The organism is Rhodopseudomonas sp. BR0M22, from assembly GCF_010907035.1.
GTDB lineage: Bacteria > Pseudomonadota > Alphaproteobacteria > Rhizobiales > Xanthobacteraceae > Rhodopseudomonas.
This window is the reverse complement of the sequence record NZ_QUMK01000014.1, coordinates 23,295-36,155: the sequence shown is the minus strand read 5'-3', so window position 1 is coordinate 36,155 and position 12,861 is coordinate 23,295. Positions and strand designations below refer to the sequence as shown.

The window sequence follows — 12,861 nt, the reverse complement described above, 5'->3', positions numbered from 1 at the left end:
GCGCCGTGCAGGAACTGTTCGCGGAACCCCTGGTTGACGTGCCGCATTGGCTGGCGGCGCCTTGCCAGGAGTTCGCATGTCACAAGACGAATCCCGACTGAACGACACCGAAATTCCCGACGGCGCCGATGGCACGGTCACATATGACGGTCCCGCCGGCGGCTGGGGCTCGCTGCAGGGGATCAGCCGAATCTTCGGCAAGGAGTGGAGCTCGCCGGCCGCGATCGAAACCCTGATGCGCCAGAACAAGCCGAAAGGCTTCATGTGCGTGTCGTGCTCCTGGGCCAAGCCTGCCGACCACCACACATTTGAGTTCTGCGAGAACGGCGCCAAGGCGACGCTGTGGGAGCTGACCAGTGCGCGCTGCACGCCGGAGTTCTTCGCCGAGCACAGCGTCACCGAGCTGCGGGGCTGGTCCGACTACGATCTCGAGATGCAGGGCCGGCTCACCCATCCGATGCGCTACGACGCCGCGACCGATCATTATGTGCCGTGTTCGTGGGACGAAGCGTTTCAGGCGATCGGCAAGCATCTGCGATCGCTCGATCCGAAATCGGTGATCTTCTATGCGTCGGGCCGCGCCAGCCTGGAGACCTCATATCTGTACGCGCTGTTCGCGCGGCTGTACGGCCACAACAATCTGCCCGACAGCTCCAACATGTGTCACGAAACCACCTCGGTGGCGCTGAAGAAGCTGCTCGGGGTCGGCGTCGGCACCGTCGTGTTCGACGACCTGTCGAAATGCGACGCGATGTTGTTCTTCGGCCAGAACACCGGATCGAACAGCCCCCGCTTCCTGCATCCGCTGCAGGAGGCCGCCAAGCGCGGCGTCGAGATCGTCACCTTCAATCCCGTCCGCGAGAAAGGGCTCGAGAGCTTCGTCAATCCGCAAAATCCGGCCGAGATGCTCACCGGGCGCGAGACCCGGATCAGCAGCCAGTATCATCAGGTCAAGGTCGGCGGCGACATCGCCGTCCTGACCGGCCTGTGCAAGCACGTCTTCGCGCGCGACGACGAGGCCAGGCGCGACGGCCGGCGCGTGATCGACGCCGATTTCATCAAGGCGCATACGCATGGATTCGATGCGTTCGAAGCCAAGGTTCGCGCGACGCCGTGGGACGAGATCGAAGCCGAGTCCGGCCTGACCCGTGCGGCGATCGAGGGCGCCGCCGAGGTCTATGTGAAGGCCGAGCGCGTCATCGGCATCTACGGCATGGGCCTGACCCAGCACGCCCACGGCTTCCTCAACGTGGCGATGTTCGTCAATCTGCTGCTGCTGAAGGGCAATATCGGCCGGGACGGCACCGGCATCTCGCCGGTGCGCGGCCATTCCAACGTGCAGGGCCAGCGCACCGTGGGCATTTCCGAAAAGCCCGAGCTGGTCCCGCTCGACAAGATGGCCGAGCAGTTCGGATTCGACCCGCCGCGTGACAAGGGCATGAATACCGTGGAAGCCTGCCACGGCCTCATCGAGGGCAGCGTCAAAGCCTTCATCGGGCTCGGCGGCAATTTCATTCGGGCAATTCCCGAGCGTGACGCCATGGAAGACGCCTGGACGCGGATGCAGCTCACCGTGCAGATCGCCACCAAGCTCAATCGCAGCCATCTGGTCAACGGCAAGGCGGCCTATCTGCTGCCTTGCCTGGGGCGCACCGAGCAGGACATCCAGGCCAGCGGCCCGCAGGCGGTGACGATGGAAGATACGTTCAGCTGCATTCAAGGCTCGGTCGGGCTGCGCCAGCCGGCCAGCGAGCATCTGAAGTCGGAGCTGGCGATCATCGCCGGGATCGCCAAGGCCACGCTGCCCGACAATCCGAAGGTGAGATGGGACGACTGGGTCGGCGACTACGGTCTGGTGCGTGACCTGATCGCCGAGACCTATCCGGAGATGTTCCATGACTTCAATGCGCGGATGTTCACCCCGGGCGGATTCTACAAGGGCAACGCTGCGCGCGGGCGGATCTGGAAGACCGAGAGCGGCAAGGCGGAGTTCACCACGCCTGAGCGCTTGAATTCGATCGGCTTCGCGGACGCCCCCGGACGCTACCGGTTGATCACGATGCGATCGAACGACCAGTTCAACACCACGATCTACGGCATGAGCGACCGGCTGCGCGGCATCGAAGGCCGCCGCGACGTGCTGCTGATTAACCCGGACGAGATTGCGCGCGCCGGCCTGACGGAGGGCCAGGACGTCTGGCTCGAAGGCGATGCCGGCGATGGGGTTCATCGCGAAGTCGGTCCGCTGCGCGTGACGCCGTTCAGGCTGCCGGATGGCTGTCTCGGCGCCTATTATCCGGAGATGAATCCGCTGATGCCGCTCTGGCATCACGACGGTCAATCGAAGACGCCGGCTGCGAAATCGGTGCCGGTGCGGATCCGAACCTGACCGCGCGCAGGCTTGATCCACGTCATCGCCAGTTCACGCCGCTCGATTAATCCGCGACAGTATGCACGCTCGGCCACGGCGTGACGCCGCGGCCTGATTACCGGTTCCGACCGCACGATGCGTGTTGCATCGACACACGGTTGGCTGGCATTGCAAGGCCTGCACGCGTCAGCCACTATGCGGCGCTGCGACATCGCCGTCGAACCGCGTGAGACGCGATTGCAAAGTGGGAATGGCCGGTTACCGGCCGCTGGAATGAGAGGCCGCATGAGTCAAGGTGTCACCGCTCCGCTCGCCCGCCACGCAATGGCTTACGTGCTGGCAGGGGGACGTGGCAGCCGGCTGATGGAGCTGACCGACTGGCGCGCCAAGCCTGCGGTGTATTTCGGCGGCAAGTCACGCATCATCGATTTCGCGCTGTCGAATGCGCTGAACTCCGGCATTCGCCGAATCGCAGTGGCCACGCAATACAAGGCGCACAGCCTGATTCGGCATCTGCAGCGCGGCTGGAACTTCTTCCGCCCCGAGCGCAACGAGAGCTTCGACATCCTGCCGGCGAGCCAGCGCGTCTCCGAGGAGATGTGGTATCGGGGCACTGCCGATGCGGTGTTCCAGAACATCGACATCATCGAAAGCTACGATCCGAAGTTCATCGTGCTGCTGGCCGGCGACCACGTCTACAAGATGGACTACGAGAAGATGCTGCAGCAGCACGTCGAGCAGGGCGCCGACGTCACTGTCGGCTGCCTCGAAGTCGAGCGCCAGGAGGCGACCGCATTCGGCGTGATGCATGTCGATGAAACCGACCGCATCATCTCGTTCCTGGAAAAGCCCGCCGATCCGCCGGCAATGCCCGGCAAGCCCGACAAGGCGCTGGTCAGCATGGGCATCTATGTGTTCGAGACCAAGTTTCTGCTCGACGAGCTGCGCCGCGACGACGCCGACCCGAATTCGTCGCACGATTTCGGCAAGGACATCATTCCTTATCTGGTCAAGCACGGCAAAGCGGTGGCGCATCACTTCAACAAGTCGTGCCGGCGCTCGAATTCCGAGGCGACCAGCTATTGGCGAGACGTCGGAACGGTCGATGCCTATTGGGCGGCGAACATCGATCTGACCGATATCGTGCCGCAGCTCGATCTGTACGATCGGGAATGGCCGATCTGGACCTATGGGGAGATCACGCCGCCGGCGAAATTCGTCCACGACAAGGAAGGCCGCCGCGGTGAAGCGGTATCGTCGCTGGTGTCCGGCGGCTGCATCATCTCGGGTGCGTCGCTGCGGCATTCGCTGCTGTTCACCGGCGTCCGGGTGCATTCCTATTCGCACGTCGAGAACACCGTTGTGCTGCCCTATGCGGATATCGCGCGGTCGTGCCGGCTGACGAATGTCGTGGTCGACGCCGAAGTCAAACTGCCGCCCGGTCTGGTTGTCGGCGAAGACCCTGAACTCGACGCCAAGCGGTTCAGGCGCACCGACAACGGCATCTGCCTGATCACCCGGGCGATGATCGAGAAACTCGAGCAATAGCCATGAAATCCATCACGGCGCTGTCGATCGCGTCGGAAATCTTTCCGCTGATCAAGACCGGCGGGCTCGCCGATGTCGCCGGTGCCCTGCCGGCGGCGTTGCAGGCCAACGATGTCGCAGTCACCACGCTGATTCCGGGCTATCCGGCGGTGCTCGGCGGGATCGAGGCTCCGCAGCCCGTCTACGGCTTCGACGATCTGTTCGGCGGCACCGCCCGTGTTTTGTCGGCGCGCTGCGACGACCTCGATCTGCTGGTGCTCGACGCGCCGCATCTCTATGCCCGCCCCGGCAATCCCTATGTCGGCGTCGACGGCAAGGATTGGCCCGACAACGCGATGCGCTTCGCCGCGCTGGCGAAGGTCGGTGCGGCGATCGGCCAGGGGCTGCTGCCGACCTATGCGCCGGACGTGCTGCATGCCCATGATTGGCAGGCCGGTCTGGTGCCTGCCTATCTGAAATACAGCGGCCGGCCTGTACCGAAGACGATCTTCACCATCCATAACCTCGCCTATCAGGGCCAGTTTCCGGCGGACCTGCTCGGCAAGCTCGGGCTGCCGCAGCGCGCCTTCGCCATGGATGGCGTCGAGTATTACGGCACGATCGGTTATCTCAAGGCCGGATTGCAGCTCTCGGACCGCATCACAACGGTCTCGCCGAGCTACGCGATGGAGATCCAGGGACCCGAGGCCGGAATGGGGCTGGATGGTCTGTTGCGGCTGCGCGGGACGAAATTGTCCGGCATCCTCAACGGCATTGATACCGACGTCTGGAATCCGGCGAACGACGCGCTGATTGCTGCGACCTACGACATCGAGAGCATCGGTGCCCGCGCCCGCAACAAGCAGGCGGTACAGGCACGGTTCGGCCTCAGCCACGACACCGGTGGCGTGCTGTACGGCGTGATCAGCAGGCTGTCCTGGCAGAAGGGGCTCGATCTGCTGCTCGAAGCGCTGCCCGCGCTGGTCGGGAGCGGCGATCAGCTCGCGCTGCTCGGTGCCGGCGACGCGCCGCTCGAGGCTGCGTTCAGCGATGCGGCGCGCAAATATCCGGGCCAGGTCGGTGTGGTGATCGGCTACGACGAGGCGCTGGCTCACCAGGTGCAGGCCGGCGCCGACGCGCTGCTGGTGCCGTCGCGCTTCGAGCCTTGCGGGCTGACTCAGCTCTGCGCGCTGCGCTATGGCGCGGTGCCGGTGGTGGCACGCGTCGGCGGGCTGGCGGATACGGTGGTGGATGCCAATGAGATGGCGACGGCGACCGGGGTCGCGACCGGGGTGCAGTTCACGCCGGTGACCGCGCAGGCGCTCATCAAGGCGCTGGCCAAGACCCATGCGCTGTTTGCCGACCATGCGGCCTGGCGCAATCTGCAGATCAACGGCATGACCACCGATGTGTCGTGGAAGAACCCCGCCCAGCACTACGCGAAGCTGTATCGCGATCTGGTGGCGGAGCGCTGAGCCCCCGCCGCCCCGCAAGCTGAGCCAGCATCTCGCGCATCTGAGCCTGCTGCCGCGATGGTCTTGATCGCCATCGCGGCTCGTGACAGCGATACTGTCACGACGATCCCGCCAAGGGACGCGAACGACAACAAGGGAGAAACCCATGCCCGGCCAGGATACCGTGCTGATCGAACGCGATGGTCCGGTGACTATCGTGACGATTAATCGCCCCGAGCGCCGCAACGCCGTCGATGGCGCCACCGCCAAGAAGCTGTACGACGCTTTCCTGGCCTTCGATGCCGACGAGGCCGCCTCGGTGGCGGTGTTCACCGGTGCAGGCGGCACGTTCTGCGCCGGGGCCGATCTGAAGGCGGTGGCGGCGGGGGATGCCGAAAAGAAGCGCGAAATCGCCGGTCACAATACTCTGGCGCCGATGGGGCCGAGCCGGCTGCGGCTGGGTAAGCCGGTGATCGCCGCGGTCGAAGGTTTTGCGGTCGCTGGTGGCCTCGAGCTGGCGTTGTGGGCCGATATGCGCGTGGTCGCCGAAGACGCCACCTTCGGGGTGTTCTGCCGACGTTTCGGTGTGCCGCTGATCGACCTCGGCACCATCCGGCTGCCGCGGCTGATCGGTCACTCGCAGGCGATGGATCTGATTCTCACCGGCCGTCCGGTGGCGGCCGACGAAGCCCACCGCATCGGGCTCGCCAACCGTCTGGTGCCGCGCGGTGAGGCGCTGCCGCGCGCGATCGAGCTCGCCAAGCAGATCTCCGAGTTCCCGCAGACCTGCCTCCGCGCCGACAGGTTGTCCGCCTTCCAGCAATGGGACCTGCCGGAAGAAGACGCGATCATGAACGAGATGCGCGGCGGACTGAAAGTGATCCAGTCCGGCGAAACTCTGTCCGGCGCCACCCGCTTCGCGCAAGGCGAAGGCCGCCACGGCGCGTTCAAGCAGGCCGGCGAGTAGTTGAGACCGCCGCGGCCCTCCTCCGTCATTGCGTCGTCGGCTTCGGCTCTTCGCAATGACGGCGGAGGCGTCGTGGATTGCCTCAAATCAGCCTCAGCCCTTTGAGGCTGGCGTGGCCGTTCTTGCCGACGATGATATGGTCGTGCACCGCGATGCCGAGCGGCTCGGCGATCGCCATGATCGACTTGGTCATCTGGATATCGGCCTGCGACGGCGTCGGATCGCCGGAGGGGTGATTGTGCACCATGATCACCGCGGTGGCCGACAGTTCCAGCCCGCGTTTGACGATCTCGCGCGGGTACACCGGTGTGTGGTCCACCGTGCCGACCTGCTGCAGCTCGTCGGCGATCAGCTGGTTGCGCTTGTCGAGAAACAGAATCCGGAACTGCTCCTTGTCGGCGAACGCCATGGTGGTGCGGCAATAGTCGATCACCGCCGACCACGACGACAGCACGGTGCGCTGCTTCACCTGCCCCTTGGTGACCCGCGCCGCCGCAGCCGCGACCAGCTTCATCTCGATCACGGCGGCATCGCCGAGCCCGCCGACTTCCCGCAGCCGCTCGGCCGGCGCCTGCACCGCCTCGGCGAACGAGCCGAACCTGGCGATCAGCGCCTTGGCCAGCGGCTTGACGTCCCGGCGCGGCAGCGCCCGGAACAGCACCAGCTCGAGCAATTCGTAATCGGACAGCGCATCGGCGCCGGCCTCGCGAAACCGCTCCCGCAGCCGTTCGCGATGGCCATGATAATGCGGGGCTTCGGCAAATCCCGGCGTCTGCAGTCGCTCGGCGTTGTCTGTCGGCATGTCCATGGCCGCGCACATCTCGTTTCGCACAACCTTGCCGTGCTGCGTGGCTTTTGCAACCCGAATCCGCGGCTTGCTGCGGGCGGCCAACAGAGTTCCGGGACGCTAATCGGCGCTGGGCAGCCGGCGCATCGTGAATTCGATGGTGTCGCCCGGCAGTTCCCGCCAGCTCTCGACGCTGCTCATGTAGGCAGCCTTGGGCCAGGCCTCGAGAAACGCCTTCGCCTTGGCGCGGGCGGCGGGCCGAGGCAGCACGAAGGTCTCGCGCAGGAAGCCGTCGGCCGGCGTGCTGCGCCGCGCCATCCGCGTTGCAAGATCGCGCGGCAATTCCCGGGGACGATCGACCATGGCGGCGGCTCCGCTGACGCTCCTCGGCACGCAAGATAGTCGGTCCGGGGAACGAATCCGAGTCCTTCCGGCTTTGAGTCCGGTTCGAGTAGCAGTGGAGTATGCGTCATGGCCCCGCGCGCCAACTGGAAGGGCTTTCTGAGGTTGTCTTTGGTGACCTGCCCGGTAGCGCTCTACCCGGCCACGTCGGATTCCGAAAAGATCAGCTTCAACCAGATCAACCGGACCACCGGGCATCGGATCAAATACCTGAAGGTCGATGCCGAGACCGGCGACGAGGTGCCGGCCGACGAGATCATGAAGGGGTACAAGGTCGATACCGACAGCTACATCGAGGTCACCAAGGACGAGCTGGACAACATCGCGCTGGAGTCGACCCGCACCATCGAAATCGATCAGTTCGTACCGCGCGCGGAGATCGACGATCTGTATCTGGTCCGCCCGTATTACCTGGTGCCGGACGGCAAGGTCGGCCACGATGCCTATGCGGTGATCCGCGAAACCATCCGCAGCATGGACAAGGTGGCGCTGGCGCGGGTGGTACTGACCAATCGCGAGCACGTCATCGCGCTTGAAGCGCGCGACAAAGGCCTGGTCGGGATGCTGCTGCGCTATCCCTACGAGGTGCGCGATGCCGGCGATTATTTCGACGACATCCAGGACGTCAAGATCACCAAGGATATGCTCGATCTCGCCAAACATATCGTCGAGCAGAAGTCCGGCCACTTCCAGCCCGATCTGTTCGAAGATCACTACGAAAGCGCCCTCACCGAACTGATCAACAGCAAGATGGCCGGACAGCCGGTCAAGCCGCAGGCAAGGCCCCGCGGCGACAACGTCGTCGACCTGATGGACGCGCTGCGCAGGAGCCTCGGCGATTCCGGGAAGTCAGCGCCGGCGGCGAAGAAGTCGGCCTCATCCGGGGCCGCCAAGAAGTTGGCCCCCGCCAAGCCCGCCCGTGCCAAGACGCGCAAGACCGCGCCTGGCCAAAAGGAAATGCTGCTGCCGATTGCGGGGAACGGCGCCGCCAAGGCGAAGGAAGAACCGGCGAAGGCAAGGAAGCCGGCGCGGAGCCTGGCGGGGCCTAAAGCCCGGAAGGCCGGTTAGTTCATCACAACATCAATGTCCGCGTTGCCCTCACCCCAGCCCTCTCCCGCACGCGGGAGAGGGAGCGCGCTGTGCATCGGGAGGGGCTGTGGCTCAGCGAGAGAGCCGTAGTTAGGAAGAGAGCTTGGTTTGGAACAGGCGGTGGCCGCCACTCTGCGTCCGCTCGAAATGTATTACTTAACCCCGCAGGCAGCCAGCTCCCTCTCCCGCCTGCGGGAGAGGGGTGGGGTGAGGGCGACGCGAGCACTGAATTGACTCTTCAGCGTCGGCACCGCGCTGAGGCGGCGTTTGCCGATGCTGCGGCGGCTGCGCGATGGACCCGGTCAGCTCTGGAACGGCGGCTTGTCGAGGCCCTTGGGCGAAGCCGTGAAGATCTCGCAGCCGTCTTCGGTGACGCCGATCGAGTGTTCAAACTGCGCCGACAGCGAGCGGTCGCGGGTCACTGCGGTCCAGCCGTCGGACAGGATCTTCACATAGGGTTTGCCGAGATTGATCATCGGCTCGATGGTGAAGAACATGCCGGGCTTCAGCACAGCGCCCTGCCCCGGGCTGCCGACATGGATGATGTTCGGCTCGTCGTGGAACAGGCGGCCGAGGCCGTGGCCGCAGAAGTCGCGCACCACGCTCATCTGCTGCGGTTCGACGAAGCTCTGGATGGCGTGGCCGATGTCGCCGGTGGTGGCGCCCGGCTTCACCGCCGCGATGCCGCGCAGCAGCGACTCGTAGGTGACGTCGATCAGCCGCTCGGCTTTGCGGGCGATCGGCCCGACCGGATACATCCGGCTGGAATCGCCGTACCAGCCGTCGAGGATCATGGTGACGTCGACATTGACGATGTCGCCTTCCTTCAGCGGCCGGTCGCCCGGCATGCCGTGGCAGACGACATGGTTGAGCGAGGTGCAGGTCGAGTAGCGATAGCCGCGGTACATCAGCGTCGCCGGATAGGCGCCATGGCTGAAGGCGAACTCGCGCACGAAGTCGTCGATCTTGGAGGTAGGAACCCCTGGCTTGACGATGTCGACCAGCTCGTCGAGGCAACGTGCCACCAATTGGCCGGCCTTGCGCATGCCGGCGAAACCGGCGGGGCCGTGCAGCTTGATCTGCCCGGTCTTGCGCTGGGCGGTTTCGGTGGCGTCGACGTAGCTCATGCGGACCAGTCTTTTGAGGAAGCGGGTGATTTGACGCCAATCTAGTGATCGCGGCCCGTCGCAGCAAGCGCGGGGGCCGGCCGTCTGCGTCGCCCCCCGGACATGGCCGGGCGATGCGGCAATGTTCTCTTGGCGACGCAATCCGGCAACGTTAAGGATGAACACGCACACCCTCACCAAATCGCAGAGAGGCAATGGAGTCCCTCGACTCGGTCAGCATCGCCATTCTGCTCGGCTCGGTCCTGGTGATGGCGGGAATCCTGTCGAGCCTGTTGGCGCTGCGGTTCGGCGCGCCGCTGCTGCTGGTGTTCCTGGTGATCGGCATTCTGGCCGGCGATTCCGGCCCGGGTGGGCTCAATTTCAACGATCTGGGCAGCACTTACCTCGTCGGCTCGGTGGCGCTGGCGCTGATCCTGTTCGACGGCGGCCTGAAAACCCGCTTCTCCAGCATCAAGGCGGTGCTGGCGCCGTCGATGGGGCTGGCCACGTTCGGCGTCTTGCTGACGGCGCTTCTCACCGCGCCGGTGGCCAAATACATGCTCGATCTGGGCTGGGTCGAGGCGCTGCTGGCCGGTGCCGTCGTTGCCTCGACCGACGCGGCGGCGGTATTTCTGCTGGTGCACGCCCAGGGTCTGCGGCTGCGCCCGCGCGTTGGCGCCACGCTGGAAGTCGAATCCGGCACCAACGATCCGTTCGCCGTGTTCCTGACCCTGATGCTGGTCGAGCTGATCACCCGCGGCGAAAGCTCGATCCTGCACGTGCTGATCGAGTTCGTCCGCGAGGCGGCGCTCGGCGCGGTGATCGGCGTGGTCGGCGGCCGCGTCGTGGTGATGGCGCTCAATCGCGTCGCGCTGCCGCAGGGTCTGCATGCGCCGTTTGTCACCACCGCTGCGCTGGTGGTATTCGGCGCCGCGCAGATCTCGCACGCCTCGGGATTTCTCGCGGTGTATCTGGCCGGCATGATCATCGGCAATCAGCCGACACGGGCCCACAACTCGGTCGTGGCGTTTCTCGATGCCGCCACCTGGTTGGCGCAGATCGTGATGTTCGTGCTGCTCGGCCTCCTGGTCTCGCCGCAGCGGCTGATGGGCAGCATCGGGCCGGCGGTGGTGATCGCGCTGGCCTTGATGCTGGTGGCGCGGCCGGTCGCCGTGTTCGTCTGTCTGGCACCGTTCCGCTTCAATTGGCGGGAGCGGCTGTTCATCGCCTGGGTCGGCCTGCGCGGCGCGGTCGCGATCTTTCTGGCGTCGATCCCGATGCTGGTCGGTCTGTCGAAGGCTTACTTGTATTTCGACGTTGCTTTTGTGGTGGTGCTGATTTCGCTGATGCTGCAGGGCTGGACCCTGGCGCCGGCGGCCCGCAAGCTGCATGTCGCGCTGCCGCGGACCGATCGCGGGCCGCGGCGCATCGAGCTGGATCTGCCCGGCCAGCTCGAACAACAGCTCGTCGGTTACGCGGTGCGGCCGAAGAGCCTGTATCTGAAGCGCGGACTGATTCCCTCCTGGTCGAAACCGACGCTGGTGATTCGCGACGAACGGATTCTCACTCCGGAAGAAGCCGAGCCGATCACTCCCGGCGACTACATCTATCTGCTGGCGCCGCCGGAGAAGGCCGCGGCACTCGACCGGTTCTTCGTCGACATGCCGCCTTCGGCCGCGCCGGACCCACATCTGCTCGGCGACTTCATCGTGCCGGGCGAAACGTCGCTCGGCGATCTCGCAGCCGCCTACGGGATCAGTGTGACGCCCGGCCAGGAGGCGCTGACGCTGGCCGATTACTTCGACATCCATCTCGATCAGGCCCCGGTCGTCGGCGCAACACTGCCGCTGGATTCGATCGTACTGGTGGCGCGCAGCCTCGGCGGCGGCCGGGTCAATGTGGTCGGCCTGCGATTGCCCGAAGATGACGACGAGGCGCCGCCGCCGAGCAGGCTCGCCAAAATCAAGACCAAGCTGTCCGAAGTCTGGTCGTTGCTGGCCGGAGTCTAGCGGGAGCGACCTCGCGCGACCAAGATTCAGTCCTGCTTCTTGTCCGGCGCGGCCAGCACCGCGCCGCACTCGGCCGGCAGTTCCGACAGGGTGAGCTGGTGCCGCGGTTTCGGCGGCTTGGTCGGCGGCTTCGGGTGCAGCACCGCGTCGCTGAACCAATAGGCGAAGTCGGAGGCGCTGCAGCCTTCGCCGGCCGGCGGCTCCGGCTGCGTCACGCAGCCCTCCACGCCGGGCGGACAGCTCAGCCGGATGTGGAAGTGATAATCGTGACCGTACATCGGCCGCACCTTGTGCAGCCAGCTGCGGTCGCCCCTCGCTTCGCGGCACAACGCCTTCTTGATCGCCGCGTTGACGAAGATCCGCTCCACCCGCGGCTCCAGCGCCGCAGCGCGGATCACCTTCCAATGCGTCGGCGTCCAGGCCGACGGCTCGATGTCGAGCCGGTCGCGGCGCACCATCATCACCGCCGACATCTCCTCGCGCTCGTTGCGGGATAGCTGCCGGTTCGGCATCGGGGTCAGCCAGATGTCGGCGTCGAGTCCGACCTGATGGCTGGCGTGCCCGGTCAGCATCGGGCCGCCGCGCGGCTGCGACATGTCGCCGACCAGGATGCCCGGCCAACCGGCCTGCTCATGGGCCCTCTCGGCGACGCGCTCAAGCAGTCTGACGGTCTCGGGTAGCGCCCAATTGCGGTTCCGCGACAGTCTCATCACCTGCCAGGTCGGGCCATTGATCGGCAGCGCCTCGCCGCCCGCCAGGCAGCCCTTGGCGTAGAAGCCGACCGGCTGCGGCGGCATCGCGGCCGGTCGCAATTTGCGGGCGAACAATTCGCGCGCCGCAAGATTCGGGTCGCTCGGATTTGCCAGCGGCGGCAGCGGCTTCGGATGAAGCGTACCCTTGTCCTGGGCTTCTGCGATCGCGACCCACAGGGGGATCGTCACCAGCAATGTGGCGAGCAGTTTCGGAGCATCGAGAATCGCACGGCGCATAGGACCACTATACCGCATGCGGCGGTCGCCCGTGCTTACTGTGTCGACCCTGCCGCGCGTGCTGAGCCGGGCTGCTTCGGCCTGCACTTAAGGCTCTGCTAACCCTCTCCGATTCTGGCGCAATTTGGGGCGCCCCTGGTCGGCCCGCACACCGCTTGGG

At 65.5% G+C, this 12,861-nt stretch carries 10 protein-coding genes; 6 read left to right on the top strand and 4 right to left on the bottom strand.

Features of this window, described 5'->3' with window-relative positions; translation table 11 throughout:
• The first annotated feature begins 76 nt into the window (after window positions 1–76).
• The 4 genes from DY468_RS06455 (at window position 77) to DY468_RS06440 (ending at window position 6,319) form a co-directional block, all read left to right on the top strand.
• Window positions 77–2,389 carry an FdhF/YdeP family oxidoreductase gene (locus DY468_RS06455; RefSeq protein WP_164603499.1) on the top strand — a complete coding sequence of 771 codons (2,313 nt, stop codon included), beginning with the start codon at window positions 77–79 and terminating at the stop codon, window positions 2,387–2,389.
• A 267-nt stretch (window positions 2,390–2,656) separates the two neighbouring features.
• The gene (gene glgC / locus DY468_RS06450; protein WP_164603498.1) at window positions 2,657–3,919 is read left to right on the top strand and encodes a glucose-1-phosphate adenylyltransferase; all 1,263 of its coding nucleotides are present in this window, start codon (window positions 2,657–2,659) and stop codon (window positions 3,917–3,919) included.
• 2 nt (window positions 3,920–3,921) lie between these two features.
• The gene (gene glgA / locus DY468_RS06445) at window positions 3,922–5,373 is read left to right on the top strand and encodes a glycogen synthase GlgA (protein WP_164603497.1); all 1,452 of its coding nucleotides are present in this window, start codon (window positions 3,922–3,924) and stop codon (window positions 5,371–5,373) included.
• A gap of 145 nt (window positions 5,374–5,518) precedes the next feature.
• Complete coding sequence (locus tag DY468_RS06440; RefSeq protein WP_164603496.1) at window positions 5,519–6,319, top strand: crotonase/enoyl-CoA hydratase family protein; 801 nt, start codon at window positions 5,519–5,521, stop codon at window positions 6,317–6,319.
• A gap of 82 nt (window positions 6,320–6,401) precedes the next feature.
• Here the strand turns inward: DY468_RS06440 and radC are convergent, their stop codons facing one another.
• The gene (gene radC, locus DY468_RS06435) at window positions 6,402–7,121 is read right to left on the bottom strand and encodes a RadC family protein (RefSeq protein WP_164603564.1); all 720 of its coding nucleotides are present in this window, start codon (window positions 7,119–7,121) and stop codon (window positions 6,402–6,404) included.
• 105 nt (window positions 7,122–7,226) lie between these two features.
• Window positions 7,227–7,469, bottom strand: a complete 243-nt coding sequence (locus DY468_RS06430) for a hypothetical protein (RefSeq protein WP_114360167.1) — start codon at window positions 7,467–7,469, stop codon at window positions 7,227–7,229.
• Window positions 7,470–7,577: 108 nt separating this feature from the next.
• Here DY468_RS06430 and ku point away from each other — a divergent pair, with 108 nt between their 5' ends.
• Window positions 7,578–8,576 carry a non-homologous end joining protein Ku gene (gene ku / locus DY468_RS06425; protein ID WP_164603495.1) on the top strand — a complete coding sequence of 333 codons (999 nt, stop codon included), beginning with the start codon at window positions 7,578–7,580 and terminating at the stop codon, window positions 8,574–8,576.
• A 323-nt stretch (window positions 8,577–8,899) separates the two neighbouring features.
• Here the strand turns inward: ku and map are convergent, their stop codons facing one another.
• The gene (map, locus tag DY468_RS06420; RefSeq protein ID WP_164603493.1) at window positions 8,900–9,724 is read right to left on the bottom strand and encodes a type I methionyl aminopeptidase; all 825 of its coding nucleotides are present in this window, start codon (window positions 9,722–9,724) and stop codon (window positions 8,900–8,902) included.
• Window positions 9,725–9,918: 194 nt separating this feature from the next.
• On the opposite strand from map, the gene DY468_RS06415 reads away from it, so the two are divergent.
• A complete protein-coding gene (locus tag DY468_RS06415) occupies window positions 9,919–11,712 on the top strand; it encodes a potassium/proton antiporter (RefSeq protein WP_164603491.1) in 1,794 nt (597 codons plus the stop codon).
• A 26-nt stretch (window positions 11,713–11,738) separates the two neighbouring features.
• Here the strand turns inward: DY468_RS06415 and mepA are convergent, their stop codons facing one another.
• Entirely contained in the window at window positions 11,739–12,701 is a 963-nt protein-coding gene (gene mepA, locus DY468_RS06410; protein ID WP_164603489.1) for a penicillin-insensitive murein endopeptidase, read from the bottom strand.
• Window positions 12,702–12,861: the final 160 nt, after the last annotated feature.

Bases quoted from the DNA above. Each gene is read 5' to 3' on its own strand.
- DY468_RS06455 (WP_164603499.1), top strand. From the start codon at position 77: ATGTCACAAGACGAATCCCGACTGAACGACACCGAAATTCCCGACGGC.
- glgC (WP_164603498.1), top strand. From the start codon at position 2,657: ATGAGTCAAGGTGTCACCGCTCCGCTCGCCCGCCACGCAATGGCTTAC.
- glgA (WP_164603497.1), top strand. From the start codon at position 3,922: ATGAAATCCATCACGGCGCTGTCGATCGCGTCGGAAATCTTTCCGCTG.
- DY468_RS06440 (WP_164603496.1), top strand. From the start codon at position 5,519: ATGCCCGGCCAGGATACCGTGCTGATCGAACGCGATGGTCCGGTGACT.
- radC (WP_164603564.1), bottom strand. From the start codon at position 7,121: ATGCCGACAGACAACGCCGAGCGACTGCAGACGCCGGGATTTGCCGAA.
- DY468_RS06430 (WP_114360167.1), bottom strand. From the start codon at position 7,469: ATGGTCGATCGTCCCCGGGAATTGCCGCGCGATCTTGCAACGCGGATG.
- ku (WP_164603495.1), top strand. From the start codon at position 7,578: ATGGCCCCGCGCGCCAACTGGAAGGGCTTTCTGAGGTTGTCTTTGGTG.
- map (WP_164603493.1), bottom strand. From the start codon at position 9,724: ATGAGCTACGTCGACGCCACCGAAACCGCCCAGCGCAAGACCGGGCAG.
- DY468_RS06415 (WP_164603491.1), top strand. From the start codon at position 9,919: ATGGAGTCCCTCGACTCGGTCAGCATCGCCATTCTGCTCGGCTCGGTC.
- mepA (WP_164603489.1), bottom strand. From the start codon at position 12,701: ATGCGCCGTGCGATTCTCGATGCTCCGAAACTGCTCGCCACATTGCTG.